The sequence below is a fragment of the Streptomyces sp. WAC 01529 genome, from assembly GCF_003945545.1.
Classification (GTDB): Bacteria; Actinomycetota; Actinomycetes; order Streptomycetales; family Streptomycetaceae; genus Streptomyces; species Streptomyces anatolicus.
This window is the reverse complement of record NZ_CP029617.1, coordinates 4,838,797-4,854,104: the sequence shown is the minus strand read 5'-3', so window position 1 is coordinate 4,854,104 and position 15,308 is coordinate 4,838,797. Positions and strand designations below refer to the sequence as shown.

11 protein-coding genes are annotated in these 15,308 nt (G+C 67.6%); 6 read left to right on the top strand and 5 right to left on the bottom strand.

The features are described 5' to 3' along the window. Positions 1–55: 55 nt before the first annotated feature. From tuf to rpsL, 4 genes are all read right to left on the bottom strand, one after another. The gene (gene tuf, locus DMA15_RS21935) at positions 56–1,249 is read right to left on the bottom strand and encodes an elongation factor Tu (RefSeq protein ID WP_125517934.1); all 1,194 of its coding nucleotides are present in this window, start codon (positions 1,247–1,249) and stop codon (positions 56–58) included. A 143-nt stretch (positions 1,250–1,392) separates the two neighbouring features. Further along, positions 1,393–3,519 carry an elongation factor G gene (gene fusA / locus DMA15_RS21930; RefSeq protein WP_125514472.1) on the bottom strand — a complete coding sequence of 709 codons (2,127 nt, stop codon included), beginning with the start codon at positions 3,517–3,519 and terminating at the stop codon, positions 1,393–1,395. Between the two features lie 39 nt (positions 3,520–3,558). Further along, the gene (rpsG, locus tag DMA15_RS21925; RefSeq protein ID WP_003974303.1) at positions 3,559–4,029 is read right to left on the bottom strand and encodes a 30S ribosomal protein S7; all 471 of its coding nucleotides are present in this window, start codon (positions 4,027–4,029) and stop codon (positions 3,559–3,561) included. A gap of 2 nt (positions 4,030–4,031) precedes the next feature. Next, positions 4,032–4,403, bottom strand: a complete 372-nt coding sequence (gene rpsL, locus DMA15_RS21920) for a 30S ribosomal protein S12 (RefSeq protein WP_003948652.1) — start codon at positions 4,401–4,403, stop codon at positions 4,032–4,034. Between the two features lie 358 nt (positions 4,404–4,761). Between rpsL and DMA15_RS21915 the strand changes: the two genes are divergently transcribed. The 6 genes from DMA15_RS21915 to DMA15_RS21890 all read left to right on the top strand — a co-directional run bounded on the left by DMA15_RS21915 (position 4,762) and on the right by DMA15_RS21890 (position 11,248). Next, positions 4,762–5,475, top strand: coding sequence for a Crp/Fnr family transcriptional regulator (locus DMA15_RS21915; RefSeq protein WP_125514471.1), 714 nt, complete (start codon positions 4,762–4,764; stop codon positions 5,473–5,475). A 132-nt stretch (positions 5,476–5,607) separates the two neighbouring features. Beyond that, positions 5,608–6,405, top strand: a complete 798-nt coding sequence (locus DMA15_RS21910; protein ID WP_125514470.1) for a hypothetical protein — start codon at positions 5,608–5,610, stop codon at positions 6,403–6,405. Further along, entirely contained in the window at positions 6,402–8,609 is a 2,208-nt protein-coding gene (locus tag DMA15_RS21905; protein WP_125514469.1) for a hypothetical protein, read from the top strand. Before DMA15_RS21910 ends, DMA15_RS21905 begins: the two co-directional genes overlap by 4 nt. A 53-nt stretch (positions 8,610–8,662) precedes the next feature. Then, complete coding sequence (locus tag DMA15_RS21900) at positions 8,663–9,703, top strand: hypothetical protein (protein ID WP_125514468.1); 1,041 nt, start codon at positions 8,663–8,665, stop codon at positions 9,701–9,703. Then, on the top strand, positions 9,700–10,224 hold the full coding sequence (locus DMA15_RS21895; protein WP_125514467.1) for a Pycsar system effector family protein: 525 nt from the start codon (positions 9,700–9,702) through the stop codon (positions 10,222–10,224). Before DMA15_RS21900 ends, DMA15_RS21895 begins: the two co-directional genes overlap by 4 nt. 22 nt (positions 10,225–10,246) lie before the next feature. Continuing rightward, positions 10,247–11,248 (top strand): M48 family metalloprotease, encoded by a 1,002-nt coding sequence (locus tag DMA15_RS21890; RefSeq protein ID WP_125514466.1) that lies wholly within the window; start codon positions 10,247–10,249, stop codon positions 11,246–11,248. Between the two features lie 74 nt (positions 11,249–11,322). Here the strand turns inward: DMA15_RS21890 and DMA15_RS21885 are convergent, their stop codons facing one another. Continuing rightward, entirely contained in the window at positions 11,323–15,237 is a 3,915-nt protein-coding gene (locus tag DMA15_RS21885) for a DNA-directed RNA polymerase subunit beta' (protein WP_125514465.1), read from the bottom strand. Between the last annotated feature and the right edge of the window lie 71 nt (positions 15,238–15,308).

Below are 15,308 nucleotides of genomic sequence, written 5' to 3'. Positions count from 1 at the left end.
GCTGCGCTCAGTTCAGAGCGACCGGGTCTCCCCGATCCTCAAGCAAGCGGGAAGCTTACTTGTTGATCTTGGTGACCTGGCCGGCGCCGACGGTCCGGCCACCCTCACGGATGGCGAACTTCAGGCCCTCTTCCATCGCGACGGGCTGGATGAGCTCAACGGTCATCTCAGTGTTGTCGCCCGGCATGACCATCTCGGTGCCCTCGGGGAGGGTCACGACGCCGGTCACGTCCGTGGTGCGGAAGTAGAACTGCGGGCGGTAGTTGTTGAAGAAGGGGGTGTGACGGCCACCCTCGTCCTTCGACAGGATGTAGGCCTGGGCCTCGAACTCGGTGTGCGGCGTGACCGAACCGGGCTTGATGATGACCTGGCCGCGCTCGACGTCCTCGCGCTTGATGCCACGGAGGAGCAGACCGACGTTCTCACCGGCCTGGCCCTCGTCGAGCAGCTTGCGGAACATCTCGATGCCGGTGACCGTGGTGGTGGTCTTCTCGGTCTTGATGCCGATGATGTCGACGGTCTCGTTGACCTTGAGGACACCACGCTCGATACGACCGGTGACGACGGTGCCACGACCGGTGATCGTGAAGACGTCCTCGATCGGCATCAGGAACGGCTTGTCGACGTCGCGCTCGGGCTCCGGGATCGACTCGTCGACGGCCTTCATCAGGTCGAGGACGGACTTGCCCCACTCGGCGTCGCCCTCGAGCGCCTTCAGCGCCGAGACGCGCACGACCGGAAGGTCGTCGCCCGGGAACTCGTACTCGGAGAGGAGCTCACGGACCTCGAGCTCGACGAGCTCCATGATCTCCTCGTCGTCCACCATGTCGGCCTTGTTCAGGGCGACGACGATGTACGGAACGCCGACCTGGCGGGCCAGGAGCACGTGCTCCTTGGTCTGCGGCATCGGGCCGTCGGTGGCGGCGACCACGAGGATGGCGCCGTCCATCTGCGCCGCACCCGTGATCATGTTCTTGATGTAGTCCGCGTGACCGGGGCAGTCGACGTGGGCGTAGTGACGCGTCTCCGTCTGGTACTCGACGTGCGCGATGGAGATCGTGATACCGCGCTGGCGCTCCTCGGGAGCCTTGTCGATCTGGTCGAAGGCCGAGGCCTCGTTCAGGTCGGGGTACGCGTCATGCAGCACCTTGGTAATGGCGGCCGTGAGGGTCGTCTTACCGTGGTCAATGTGACCGATGGTGCCGATGTTGACGTGCGGCTTAGTCCGCTCGAACTTCGCCTTCGCCACTGGGTCCTCCTGGGAGTGGTTCTGTACGCCTTGCTTCATCGGCGCCAGGTGATCTTTGCTGGGAAGCCAGCCGCCGGGGTTCTCGCCCTGCGGGGTCGAACCCCGGCGGATGGTGTCAAGCCTAAAGCGTGAACTCGGGTGAGTTACTCGCCCTTGGCCTTCGCGATGATCTCCTCGGCGACGTTCCGCGGAACCTCGGCGTAGGAGTCGAACTGCATTGAGTAGCTTGCGCGACCCGACGTCTTGCTGCGGAGGTCTCCGACGTAGCCGAACATCTCCGAGAGGGGCACGAGGCCCTTCACGACGCGAGCGCCGCTGCGCTCCTCCATGGCCTGGATCTGGCCACGGCGGGAGTTGATGTCACCGATGACGTCGCCCATGTAGTCCTCGGGCGTGGTGACCTCGACGGCCATCATCGGCTCGAGCAGCACGGGGCTGGCCTTGCGCGCGGCCTCCTTGAAGGCCTGCGAACCGGCGATCTTGAAGGCGAGCTCGGAGGAGTCGACCTCGTGGTAGGCGCCGTCGATGAGCGTGACGCGAACGCCCGTCATCTCGTAGCCCGCCAGGATGCCGAACTGCATGGCCTCCTGAGCACCCGCGTCCACCGAGGGGATGTACTCCTTGGGGATGCGGCCACCGGTGACCTTGTTCACGAACTCGTACGACGCGTCGCCGCCCTCGATGGGCTCGATCGCGATCTGCACCTTCGCGAACTGACCGGTACCACCGGTCTGCTTCTTGTGGGTGAAGTCCACGCGCTCGACGGCCTTGCGGATCGTCTCGCGGTAGGCCACCTGCGGCTTGCCGACGTTCGCCTCGACGCGGAACTCGCGCTTCATGCGGTCGACGAGCACCTCGAGGTGAAGCTCGCCCATACCACCGATGATGGTCTGGCCGGTCTCCTCGTCCGAGTGCACGCGGAAGGAGGGGTCCTCCTCCGAGAGGCGCTGGATGGCGACACCCAGCTTCTCCTGGTCGCCCTTGGACTTCGGCTCGATGGCGACCTCGATGACCGGCGCCGGGAAGTCCATGGACTCCAGGATCACCGGGTTCTTGTCGTCGGAGAGCGTCTCACCCGTGGTGGTCTGCTTCAGGCCCATGACGGCGACGATGTCACCGGCGCCCACCGAGTCGATCTCCTCACGCTTGTTCGCGTGCATGCGGTAGATCTTGCCGATGCGCTCCTTCTTGCCCTTGACGGAGTTCAGCACCGCGGTGCCGGCGTCCAGGCGACCGGAGTAGATCCGGACGAAGGTGAGCTTGCCGAGGTGCGGGTCGCTCGCGATCTTGAACGCGAGGGCCGACAGCGGCTCGTCGTCGGACGGCTTGCGCTTGACGACCAGCTCCGGGTCCTTGACGTCGTGGCCCTCGATGGCCTCGACGTCCAGGGGGGAGGGCAGGTAGCGCACGACCGCGTCGAGCAGGGGCTGGACGCCCTTGTTCTTGAACGCGGTGCCACAGAAGACGGGGGTGACGGTGGTGTCGCCGCCCTTGCCGGAGGCGATGGTGATGCGACGGATCGCCGCGTACAGCTGGTCCACCGTGGGCTCCTGGCCCTCGAGGTACAGCTCCATCATCTCTTCGTCGTTCTCCGCGACGGCCTCGAGCAGCTTGCCGCGGTACTCCTCGGCAGCCTCGGTGTGCGTGTCGGGGATGTCGACGATGTCGTAGGCCTCGCCCATCTTGGTCTCGGCGGACCAGACGAAGGCCTTCATGGTGACGAGGTCGACGACGCCCTTGAAGTCAGCCTCTGCGCCGATGGGCAGCTGCATGACGAGGGGGGTCGCACCGAGGCGGTCGACGATCATGTCGACGCAGCGGTGGAACTCGGCACCCGTGCGGTCGAGCTTGTTGACGAAGCAGATGCGCGGGACGCCGTAGCGGTCCGCCTGACGCCACACGGTCTCGGACTGGGGCTCAACGCCGGCGACGCCGTCGAACACCGTCACGGCACCGTCGAGCACGCGGAGCGAACGCTCCACCTCGACGGTGAAGTCGACGTGGCCCGGGGTGTCGATGATGTTGATGGTGTGGTCGACGTCGTTCAGCGGCCAGTGACAGGTGGTGGCAGCAGAGGTGATCGTGATGCCACGCTCCTGCTCCTGCTCCATCCAGTCCATCGTGGCGGCGCCGTCGTGGACCTCACCGATCTTGTACGAGACACCGGTGTAGAACAGGATCCGCTCGGTGGTCGTCGTCTTGCCCGCGTCGATGTGAGCCATGATGCCGATGTTGCGCACCTTGGCCAGGTCAAGTGAAGTGGTAGCCATGTCGGCTCAGTCTTCTCTCGGTCTCGATGTGGGTAGCGACTACCAGCGGTAGTGCGCGAAGGCCTTGTTGGACTCGGCCATCTTGTGGGTGTCCTCGCGCTTCTTCACAGCGGCACCGAGGCCGTTGGAGGCGTCGAGGAGCTCGTTGAGCAGACGCTCGGTCATGGTCTTCTCGCGACGGGCGCGGGAGTAACCCACGAGCCAGCGCAGCGCCAGGGTGTTGGCACGACCGGGCTTGACCTCGATCGGGACCTGGTACGTGGCGCCACCGACGCGGCGGGACTTGACCTCGAGGGTCGGCTTGATGTTCTCAAGCGCGCGCTTCAGCGTGATGACCGGGTCGTTGCCGGTCTTCTCGCGCAGGCCCTCCATGGCGCCGTACACGATGCGCTCGGCGGTGGAGCGCTTGCCGTTCAGCAGCACCTTGTTGATGAGGGAGGTCACCAGAGGAGAACCGTAGACCGGGTCGATGATGACCGGGCGCTTCGGGGCGGGGCCCTTACGAGGCATTCTTACTTCTCCTTCTTGGCGCCGTAGCGGCTGCGGGCCTGCTTGCGGTTCTTGACACCCTGGGTGTCGAGGGAACCGCGGATGATCTTGTAGCGAACACCAGGCAGGTCCTTCACACGGCCACCACGCACGAGCACGATGGAGTGCTCCTGCAGGTTGTGTCCCTCACCCGGAATGTAGGCCGTAACCTCGATCCCGGAGGTCAGACGCACACGCGCGACCTTACGGAGGGCCGAGTTCGGCTTCTTCGGGGTGGTCGTGAACACACGCGTGCAGACGCCACGGCGCTGGGGCGAACCCTCAAGTGCGGGCGTCTTGTTCTTCTCGACCTTGTCCTGCCGGCCCTTCCGGACCAGCTGCTGGATCGTAGGCACTACTTCTCCGGTTTCTGTGTGCCGAATAGTAAAGCTAACCTGAAACGTCCCCGACCCACGCGGTCGGGTGTGTCGAATCCTGCAGACTCCCGCCGCAAGGCGGAGGGGGGCGCAGATTGCGGTGGCCTTGTTGACGGACTCGCGATGCGGTTGAAGACACGCGCACGAGCCCAGGCACACCCCAGGCACAAGGTCTGAGCGTACCTACCTCATCGAGTCTGGTCAAAACAAATGCAGGCCACCGCGACACGCCGGACTTCTCGACCTTGATCTATCACCGGCTGGACCATTCCGATCCATGTCATGGACACTTTAAGTAACTTGAACGGTGCAGTGCGTACCGATCAAGGAGGGTCGTATGACGGGGGCGTATTTACCGGGCGGGGGCCTGGACGACCAGGTGCCGTTCCTCGCGCGGCTGGAAAGTGCCGATCGATCCGCGCTCCTGGCCCTCGGCCACATGATGAACTTCGCGCCCCGCGTCGTTCTCCTGCACGAACGTGATCCGTCGTCCCACGTCCTCTTCCTCGTGCACGGCTGGTCAAAGGTGACCGCGGCCGCGCCCAACGGCTACGAGGCCCTGCTCGCGCTGCGCGGGCCCGGCGACGTCATCGGGGAGTCAGCCGCGCTGACCGGTCGGCCGCGGTCGGCGACGGTGACCGCCCTGGAACAGGTGCAGGCCGTGGCCGTGGAGCGTGAGCGCTTCACCGACTTCCTCTCGCGCTCCCCCACCGTCTCGTTCGCGCTGTTGGGACTCACCTCCGACCGCACCCGAGCCGCGGACCGCCGACGCCTGGAGTTCGCGTCGATGAGCGTGCGCGAGAGGTTCGCCGTACTACTGCTCGACCTGGCTCGCACGCACGGCCGACGCAACGACGAGGGCATCGAATTGTGCGTACCCCTGAGCAAGCAGGAGCTGGCCGGGTCCGTCGGAGCGTCCAGGGAGGCGGTCCAGCGCCTGCTCAAAGAGCTGCGTGCCCGCGGTGTCGTGGTCACCGGGCGCCGGACTCTGCTCATCGTGCGGCCTGATGTGCTGCGGCGCATCGCCCGCGCCGAACACCCCGACGTCTGACGGGCCCGCCCCCACGCTCCGGATCCGTTCTGTGCACGCGGTCACACTTCGAGTGCGTCAGACGACCTCACGGTCCGGGTCACCCCGCCGCCAAGCTGCTGCGCGGCACAGTTCCCCCGCTGAGAGGTGACCATGAGCGATCCCGTGAGCCGGACCATCCTCCTGCTCGACATCGAGAAGTACAGCGACAGGGACGACGTCGAGCAGTCCTACCTGCGGCGGATGCTCTACGGCATCACCGACCGTGTCCTGGAGAGCGCGGGCATCGACGCCACCCTGCGCCGTCGCGCCGACCGCGGCGACTCCGTCATGGAGCTGATAGACGCCGCTGCCTCGATGACCGCTCTGCTCCGCGCCCTGCTGACCGCGGCGCCGATGGAGCTGCGGACAGTGAACCGGATGGCGTCGATGTCCGCCCAGATCCGGCTCCGGGCCGTGCTGGCCACGGGCTACGTCGCGATCGACGAACTCGATGGCTGGGTGGGTTCCGATCTGAACCGCGCCTGCCGTCTGCTCGACGGCGAACTCCTGCGCGCCGCACTGCGGGAACGCCCCGACGACTTCGCCCTGTGCGTCTCGGAGGCCGTGCACGGGGGGATCGTCCGGCACGACTACCCCGGCATTCCCAGGGACGAGTTCCACGCCGTCACCGTGGACAGCAAGAACGGGCCGCTGCGGGCGTGGCTGCACGGGCCGGTACCGCAGGACATGACCCCGGACCCTCCCGACGCCCCCGACGGCTCGGACCACGCGGCCGGATCCCCCCGTCCGACGCGTACCGAACCCGCCTCCGTCACCTTCCTCGGCGGCTCCCCGTCGTTCGGCGGCGGCTTCGTCAACGGTGACCAGCACGGCGTGAGCGGCGGCGTCGTGCACGGGGACGTCCACCTCGGAGGCGGCGATGCCCGCGGGCGCGGTGAGCGTGCATGACCACTGGCGAACCGGGCCCTCCGCAAAGCCCCGGTGACAAGGACGGCGACGCCGCCCAGCAGCCCGGCCCGGGGAGCGGCGCCGGTGAGAGTGCCGAGAAGGAGGAGGAGCAGGACCAGCCCCAGGACGCGTGGTCCGCCCGGCGGGACCTGGTGGACCACAGCCCGAAGGCCATGGGCGTCGGCGCCAACGCCCGCTTCGGCGGCAGCCTGGTCACCGGTGATCAGCACGGCGTGAGCGGCGGCCTGGTCGCCGGCGATGTGATCATGGGCAGCAAGACGGAGATCCACCACTACGGATTCTCCGCCGTGAGTCATGGATCCGGCGAGGTGCCGCAGTCGACGCTGGACCGCCTCGCGCCCTTCTTCGTCACCGACGAGACCGCCTTCGAAGGCCTCCTGGCACGGCTCCGCGCCGAACGGGTCGTCGTGCTGTCCGGCGCCCACTTCACGGGCCGCCGCACCGCGGCACTGATGCTGCTCCACCGCCTGGGCGTCTCCCCCGTCCGCACCCTCGTCCGCGACACCACCCCGGCCGAACTGGTGCAGCAGCTCAGTGACGAGCAGCACCCCGCCAAGGGATACGTGCTGTGCGACCTGACGACGCGGCGCGACCAACCGCTCAGGGAACCCCACCTTCTCGCCGCCCGCGGGCAACTCGCCAAGGATGACGCCTACTTGGTGATCACTGTCGGCCCCCAGGCCGCGCTGGAGGACATCCGCGCGATCGAGTGGCGGCCGCCGGGCGCCGCCGCGGTCCTCGCCGCACATGTGCGCGAACTGACCGACGAGGCGACGGCGGAGCGACTGCTCTCCCTGCCCGCCGTCGCCGAGTTCCTTGACCGTGATCACCAGTTGCGCGAGGTCGAGGCCTTCGCCCGGGCCCTTGGGCGGTACGCGGACGGGGAGGAGGGCGAAGAGACCATCGGGAGGTTCTCACTGGCGGCTCTGGAGCGCCAGGTGCAGGAGTGGTTCGAGGAGGACGAGGAACGCGTCCCGCTGCGGGACAAGGCGTTTCTGGTCGCGCTGGCCGCCTTCGACGGTGGTCCGTACGCGCTCACGGCCGAGCTGAGCGACCTGCTCTACGCCGCCTTGCAGAGCACTGAGGATGCCGCTCTGCGCCCCCGGGTCCCCGTGTTCGGCACCCATATCGGCAAACGGCTCCAACTCGCGCGTGCCAAGCGCTATCAGGAGGAGGAGCACACGGAGTGGGGCCCCGTCACCCAGTCCAAGGCCGCCTTCCGCGACGACAGGATCTCGCTCGTCCTGCTGCGCGAGGTGTGGACCGGCCACCCCTCGGTCAGGCCCGCCCTGGTGCGGTGGCTGCGACAACTCGCCGACGACGGGAGACCTCTCGTACGCACCCGGGCGGCCTCGACCGTGGCCGTCCTCGCGTACGCGGACCTGCCCTCCACCATGGCGCTGATCATCGAGCCCTGGGCCAGGTCCCACCTGTTCCGCCGACGCCTCGTGGCCGTGAACGCGCTCACGCTCGCCCATCTCCTCGACGCACCGAACATCCCGAGCATCCTCGACTCGTGGAGCGGCGGCGATGACCAGAGACTGCGCTGGGTGGCCATTCGCACGTACGGCCTGATCGGCGCGGAACGCCCGGAGCAGACCGTCGCCGCTCTCCGCGCGGCCGCCCGCAAGGAGTACGACGGGATGGAGCCGGACGCCGAGGCGGACGCGAACGGCACCCACCAGCTCATGGTGGGGCAGCTCGCGCAGTCGGTGGAGCTGCTGCTGCTGTCGACCGTCCGCGACCAGGTTCTCGACGAACTGCTCCGGGGCCTCGACGAGGACCGACCCGTACGGGAACTCGCCTTGAACGGCTTCCTCAGCGCCTGCCGCCGCAGAGAGAACGACGAACGGCACGGACAGCCGCTGGTCCTCCACTGGTACGGCACCTCCGCGGCGGACGGCGGACGTGCCGCGGCGGGGATCGGCCGACTCTGGCGCTCGGTGCTCGACGACCGTCACCACACGAAGGACGCGCTCAAGGAGCTGGGCGACTGGGTCCGCGTCGCCGATCTGGACCCGACGAGCGAGTGGGCACTGGCAGCCATGCTGCCCGCCCTGGTCACCACCGCCGCGGAACAGCGGCGCATCAGCCATCTCCTGCGCACCGTGCGCGGCGAGGACGGCCTGTCCCCGCCTCCGGTGGCCACGCGCCTGCTGACCGCCCTCCCGTACCGCCGCTGAACACGCGCGCCTCCCCTCATCTCTCATACGAACCGGTCAAGGAGACAAGAGCCATGCCCGATTTCCGTCAAGCACCGGACTGGCAGCAGCCCTCCGGTCGGCACAGCTCGCTCGTCGATCCCGTCGTCACCGTGCGCCAGATCTCGCGGTTCGGTTTCGCCCGCAGGGCACTGACCCGAATCGACCACGCCCTGGTCTTCTCGACCGCCGGGGGCGGATACGAGTCCTACCTCCCGCCCCTGCGACCGAGCCGCAGGCAGGCGGTCGCCAACCACTACACCGCTGTGTACGAGGTCGACATGGGCGTTCATCAGCATCACGCCGAGATCACTCTGCCCAGTGACAACGACGCCTTCGAGTTCGCCGCCGAGGTCGACCTTTCCTGGCAGGTCCGCGACCCCGCGCTCTTCGTGCGGAGTGGCCACCGGGACGTACCCGTCCTGCTTCTCGGCGAACTGCGACAGGCGGCACGTCCGTTGACCCGCCGGTTCGCCATCGGTGACAGCGCTGCCGCCGAAACGGAGCTGCTGGCCCGTCTGGGGCCGCCCGGCGCCGCCTGTGGTCTGCGGGTGACCTGGACCCTGCGGCTCCGGCGCGATCAGCAGGCCATCGACCACGAGCGGCGGCTCCAGTCCATCGATCACACCGCCGTCGAGCAGATCCGTACCGAACGGCACGGCATGGCGGAGCTACGGGAGCTGGAGCTGCAGAAGATCGCCTTCTATCAGAAGCACCTGGAACAGGGCGGCACGGTGGCCTGGGCGATGCACCTGGCCGCGCACCCGGAGGACTCACGGCTGGTCCTCGACAACATGCGAGAGGACCAGCTCCGCCTGCTGCACACCGAGATCCAGCTGGCGCGGGAGCTGCTGCACAGCGCCGGCACAGAGAACTACGAGCTGGAAGGCCCCAAACGACGGGCCATGGAAGTCATCGACAAGGTCTTCAGCCAGACGCTTCCCGGTGCTCGCACGGCAGACTTTCCCGACACCTTCCCCGGCCTGCGACCACCTCCCGGATACGGCAGCTCCCCCGCCGCGCCATCAGAGCGGGAACAGGACGGCGGCGACGAGCAAGCCGAGTCGGCACCATGACCGGCGCCGACACCCGGACACCCGCTCCCGAGCCGGGTGCCGAAGCGGCCGCACGCCTGCTTCTGGAACTCCGTGCCGAGATCGCCCGCGCTGACACCAAGGCAGCGGTGCTGATGGCGGCCCTCGGCGTGACCGCCGGCACCGCCACGACCCTGCTGGCCGAGCACGGGTGGTCACCGGCCGCCCGCTCCGCACCCGGCAGCTCCGCGTGGTGGGCGGGTCTGCTCGCCCTGGGCCTGGCCGTAGTGGCCCTGCTCATGGCCGTCCTGCCCCGCTACGACGCCCGCGGCTGGACTCCAGGCGCTCCCCTGACGCACTTCGCCGACGTCCGGCAGGCCGCCCGCTGCGGCCGCCTGGAGCAGGCACTGGCCGAGACCGAACGCACCACGTCCGCGAGTGCTGTCGCAGCCCTGTCCGAGACCAGCCGTATCGCCTTGCGCAAGCACCAGTGGATCCGCACGGGCCTCATCGCCCTCGCCACCGCAGTCGTACTGCTCCCCAGCTCCCTCCTCATCGGCTGACGCCCCCCTCTGGAGGTTGACCATGCCCCGACCGACCGGCCCGCCATGCCCTGAGCCCCCTGACGACGACCTCGAGTACCTGCACCGTGGCAGGCGCGTCCACCACGTCACCCGCCACCGGGGATTCGACGCCACGGCCTTCGGCCAGTTGCTCCTGTACGTCCCTGGAACGGCCCTGAGCCTGCTGGTGGTCCTCCTGGTCTCCGCCGGGCTGAAGGCCTGGCTCGGCCTGCCGACCTGGATGGCACCGACCGTCTGGCTCGCCTCCGGGGCCCTGCTCTTCCACCGCCCCACCGAGGACCTGCTCGCCCGCTACCTCCTGCGGCTGCAACGTCCCATGCCCGACGAGTACGCGCGGCTGGACCCCGTATGGCAGGAGGTGACCGCACGCGCGGGCATCGACGGTCGTACGTACGAGCTATGGGTGGAGGACAGCGAGGAACTCAACGCCTATGCCGCGGCCGGGCACATCGTGGGGGTCACCCGGTTCGCCCTGGACCGGCTGCCGAGTTCCCAGCTCGCCGCGGTCCTCGCGCACGAGCTGGGACACCACGCAGGCGGCCACGTCTGGGTGTCCCTGCTGGGCTACTGGTACACACTCCCGGGCCGTGCAGCCTGGTACGCGATCCGGTGGGTCATCGTCTACACCGTGGTCCTCACCAGCCAGCTCTCCTGGTGGGCGACCGCCGCGCTGGTGCTTCTGATCGGCACCCTCACATACGCCACGATCACGCTCCTGTACGGGCTGCCCCTCCTGCTGCTGATCACCCCGTATCTCACTGCGGCCGTCGGCCGCCGGGCGGAGCTGCGGGCTGACCGGCACGCCGCGGTCCTCGGCTTCGCCCCCATGCTCACGCAGGTGCTGCAGTCCATGCATGCGGCCGAGACCGAGGCCGGCCGGCGACCCACCGCCACCGCCGGTCCCCCCGCCGAACCGGGGCTTTTGACCCGCCTGCTCTCCACCCACCCCGACTACGCGACCAGGGTGCACCGCCTGCGCCCCTACCTCGGGCAGCGCCGGTAGGAAACGCCAAAGGGCGGCCACCCAAAAGGTGACCGCCCCTCAACAGACCTGAGCCTTGCCGGCAGACCTGAGTCCTACTGGTTGTACGGCCCGTAGTCGTAGTCCTCCAGCGGAACGGCCTGGCCGGAGCCCGTGCCGAACGGGGAGTAGTCGATGTCGTCGTAGCCGACGGCCGAGTACATCGCGGCCTTGGCCTCCTCGGTCGGCTCCACCCGGATGTTGCGGTAGCGGGACAGACCCGTACCGGCCGGGATGAGCTTACCGATGATGACGTTCTCCTTGAGGCCGATGAGGCTGTCGGACTTGGCGTTGATCGCCGCGTCCGTCAGGACTCGGGTCGTCTCCTGGAAGGAGGCGGCCGACAGCCAGGATTCCGTCGCCAGCGAGGCCTTGGTGATACCCATCAGCTGCGGACGGCCGGAGGCGGGGTGACCGCCCTCGGTGACCACACGACGGTTCTCGGTCTCGAACTTCGAACGCTCGACCAGCTCGCCCGGCAGCAGCTCCGCGTCGCCGGACTCGATGATCGTCACACGGCGCAGCATCTGCCGGATGATGATCTCGATGTGCTTGTCGTGGATCGACACACCCTGGCTGTTGTAGACCTTCTGGACTTCGCCGACCAGGTGGACCTGGACCGCGCGCTGACCGAGGATCCGCAGCACGTCGTGCGGGTTGGTGGCACCGAAGGTGAGCTTCTGGCCCACCTCGACGTGGTCACCCTCACGCACCAGGACCTTGGCACGCTTCGAGATCGGGAACGCCGTCTCGTCGCTGCCGTCGTCCGGGGTGACGACGATCTTCTTGGTCTTCTCGGTCTCCTCGATGCGGACACGGCCCGCGGCCTCGGAGATCGGGGCGACACCCTTCGGCGTACGAGCCTCGAAGAGCTCGACGACACGGGGCAGACCCTGGGTGATGTCGTCACCGGCCACACCACCGGTGTGGAAGGTACGCATCGTCAGCTGGGTACCGGGCTCACCGATGGACTGGGCGGCGATGATGCCGACCGCCTCACCGATGTCGACCAGCTTGCCGGTGGCGAGCGAGCGGCCGTAGCAGAAGGCACAGGTGCCGACCGCGGACTCACAGGTCAGGACCGAGCGGGTCTTGACCTCCTCGACGCCGTTGGCGACCAGGGCGTCGATGAGCACGTCACCGAGGTCCACGTTGGCCGGCGCGATGACCTTGCCGTCGATGACGACGTCCTCGGCCAGCATGCGGGCGTAGACCGAGGTCTCGACGTTCTCCGTCTTGCGGAGCACACCGTCCTCGCCCTTGACCGCGATCTTCAGCTTCAGACCGCGCTCGGTGCCGCAGTCCTCCTCGCGAATGATGACGTCCTGGGAGACGTCGACCAGACGACGGGTGAGGTAACCGGAGTCGGCGGTACGAAGAGCCGTGTCCGCCAGACCCTTACGGGCACCGTGGGTGGAGATGAAGTACTCGAGAACGGTCAGGCCCTCACGGAACGAGGCCTTGATCGGACGCGGGATGGTCTCGTTCTTCGCGTTCGACACCAGACCACGCATACCGGCGATCTGACGCATCTGCATCATGTTTCCTCGGGCACCCGAGTCAACCATCATGAAGATGGGGTTCGTCTTGGGGAAGTTCGCGTTCATCGCCTCGGCGACCTCGTTGGTCGCCTTGGTCCAGATCGCGATGAGCTCCTGCGTGCGCTCGTCCTTGGTGATCAGACCGCGCTCGTACTGCTTCTGGACCTTCTCGTCCTGCTCCTCGTAGCCCTTGACGATGGCCTTCTTGGCCTCGGGCACGACGACGTCGGAGATGGCCACGGTGACACCGGAACGGGTCGCCCAGTAGAAGCCCGCCGCCTTCAGGTTGTCGAGCGTCGCCGCCACGATGACCTTGGGGTAGCGCTCGGCGAGGTCGTTGACGATCTCGGAGAGCTGCTTCTTGCCGACCGAGTAGTCGACGAAGGGGTAGTCCTCGGGCAGCAGCTCGTTGAAGAGCGCGCGACCCAGCGACGTACGCAGCCGGAAGCTGTCACCCGGCTGGTAGGCACGCTCGTCGCCGAAGTCCTCGCCCTCGGCGCTGACCGGCGGGGTCCAGCCACGCGGCGGGATGGTGCCCACCGGGAAGCGGATGTCGACGGACGACTGGAGAGCGAGCTCCCCGGCGTCGAACGCCATCATCGCCTCGGCGGTGGAACCGAACGCGCGGCCCTCGCCCTTGGTGTCACGCAGCTCACCGTCGGTGGTCAGGAAGAACAGACCGAGGACCATGTCCTGGGTCGGCATCGTCACCGGACGACCGTCGGCGGGCTTGAGGATGTTGTTCGAGGACAGCATCAGGATGCGGGCCTCGGCCTGCGCCTCCGCGGAGAGCGGCAGGTGCACGGCCATCTGGTCACCGTCGAAGTCCGCGTTGAACGCGGTGCAGACGAGCGGGTGGATCTGGATGGCCTTGCCCTCGACCAGCTGCGGCTCGAAGGCCTGGATGCCGAGGCGGTGCAGCGTGGGCGCACGGTTCAGCAGAACCGGGTGCTCGGCGATGACCTCTTCGAGGACGTCGTACACGACCGTGCGGCCGCGCTCGACCATCCGCTTGGCGCTCTTGATGTTCTGCGCGTGGTTCAGGTCGACCAGGCGCTTCATCACGAACGGCTTGAAGAGCTCCAGCGCCATGGCCTTCGGCAGACCGCACTGGTGCAGCTTCAGCTGCGGACCGACGACGATCACGGAACGCGCGGAGTAGTCCACACGCTTGCCGAGCAGGTTCTGACGGAAACGACCCTGCTTGCCCTTGAGCATGTCGGACAGCGACTTGAGCGGACGGTTGCCGGGGCCCGTGACCGGGCGACCACGACGGCCGTTGTCGAAGAGCGCGTCGACGGCCTCCTGGAGCATGCGCTTCTCGTTGTTCACGATGATCTCGGGCGCGCCGAGGTCGAGAAGCCGCTTCAGGCGGTTGTTGCGGTTGATCACGCGGCGGTACAGGTCGTTCAGGTCGGAGGTCGCGAAGCGGCCACCGTCCAGCTGCACCATCGGACGCAGGTCCGGCGGGATGACCGGCACGCAGTCGAGCACCATGCCCTTGGGGCTGTTGCTGGTCTGCAGGAACGCGGAGACGACCTTGAGGCGCTTGAGCGCACGGGTCTTCTTCTGGCCCTTGCCGGTACGGATGATCTCGCGGAGGCGCTCGGCCTCCTCGTCGAGGTCGAAGGACTCCAGGCGCTTCTGCAGGGCAGCGGCACCCATGGAGCCGTCGAAGTACGTGCCGAAGCGGTCACGCAGCTCGCGGTAGAGCAGCTCGTCGCCCTCGAGGTCCTGGACCTTGAGGTTCTTGAAGCGGTTCCACACCTCGTCGAGACGGTCGATCTCGCGCTGCGCACGGTCGCGCAGCTGCTTCATCTCGCGCTCGGCACCTTCGCGCACCTTGCGGCGTACGTCGGCCTTGGCGCCCTCGGCCTCGAGCTCGGCCAGGTCGGTCTCGAGCTTCTTGGCGCGGGCCTCCAGGTCGGAGTCGCGACGGTTCTCGATCTGCTGACGCTCTACGGAGACGTGCGCCTCCAGGGACGGCAGGTCGCGGGTACGACGCTCCTCGTCCACGAACGTGATCATGTACGCCGCGAAGTAGATGACCTTCTCGAGGTCCTTCGGGGCGAGGTCGAGGAGGTAACCGAGGCGCGAGGGAACGCCCTTGAAGTACCAGATGTGGGTGACGGGAGCGGCCAGCTCAATGTGGCCCATCCGCTCGCGGCGCACCTTGGCGCGGGTGACCTCTACGCCACAGCGCTCACAGATGATGCCCTTGAAGCGGACACGCTTGTACTTGCCGCAGTAGCACTCCCAGTCCCGGGTCGGGCCGAAGATCTTCTCGCAGAAGAGTCCGTCCTTCTCGGGCTTGAGCGTGCGGTAGTTGATGGTCTCCGGCTTCTTGACCTCGCCGTGGGACCACTGTCGGATGTCGTCCGCGGTGGCAAGGCCGATCCGCAGCTCGTCGAAGAAGTTGACGTCGAGCACTTTGTCGTCAATCCCTCTTTCGGGGTCGAGTCTCAATCATGGTCTGTACGGGTCCGGGGCAGGGCCGGGGC

What these genes read in the sequence shown, in the direction of transcription:
- fusA (WP_125514472.1), bottom strand. Translation starts at nt 3,519, where the DNA reads ATGGCTACCACTTCACTTGACCTGGCCAAGGTGCGCAACATCGGCATC.
- rpsG (WP_003974303.1), bottom strand. Translation starts at nt 4,029, where the DNA reads ATGCCTCGTAAGGGCCCCGCCCCGAAGCGCCCGGTCATCATCGACCCG.
- DMA15_RS21915 (WP_125514471.1), top strand. Translation starts at nt 4,762, where the DNA reads ATGACGGGGGCGTATTTACCGGGCGGGGGCCTGGACGACCAGGTGCCG.
- DMA15_RS21910 (WP_125514470.1), top strand. Translation starts at nt 5,608, where the DNA reads ATGAGCGATCCCGTGAGCCGGACCATCCTCCTGCTCGACATCGAGAAG.
- DMA15_RS21905 (WP_125514469.1), top strand. Translation starts at nt 6,402, where the DNA reads ATGACCACTGGCGAACCGGGCCCTCCGCAAAGCCCCGGTGACAAGGAC.
- DMA15_RS21900 (WP_125514468.1), top strand. Translation starts at nt 8,663, where the DNA reads ATGCCCGATTTCCGTCAAGCACCGGACTGGCAGCAGCCCTCCGGTCGG.
- DMA15_RS21895 (WP_125514467.1), top strand. Translation starts at nt 9,700, where the DNA reads ATGACCGGCGCCGACACCCGGACACCCGCTCCCGAGCCGGGTGCCGAA.
- DMA15_RS21890 (WP_125514466.1), top strand. Translation starts at nt 10,247, where the DNA reads ATGCCCCGACCGACCGGCCCGCCATGCCCTGAGCCCCCTGACGACGAC.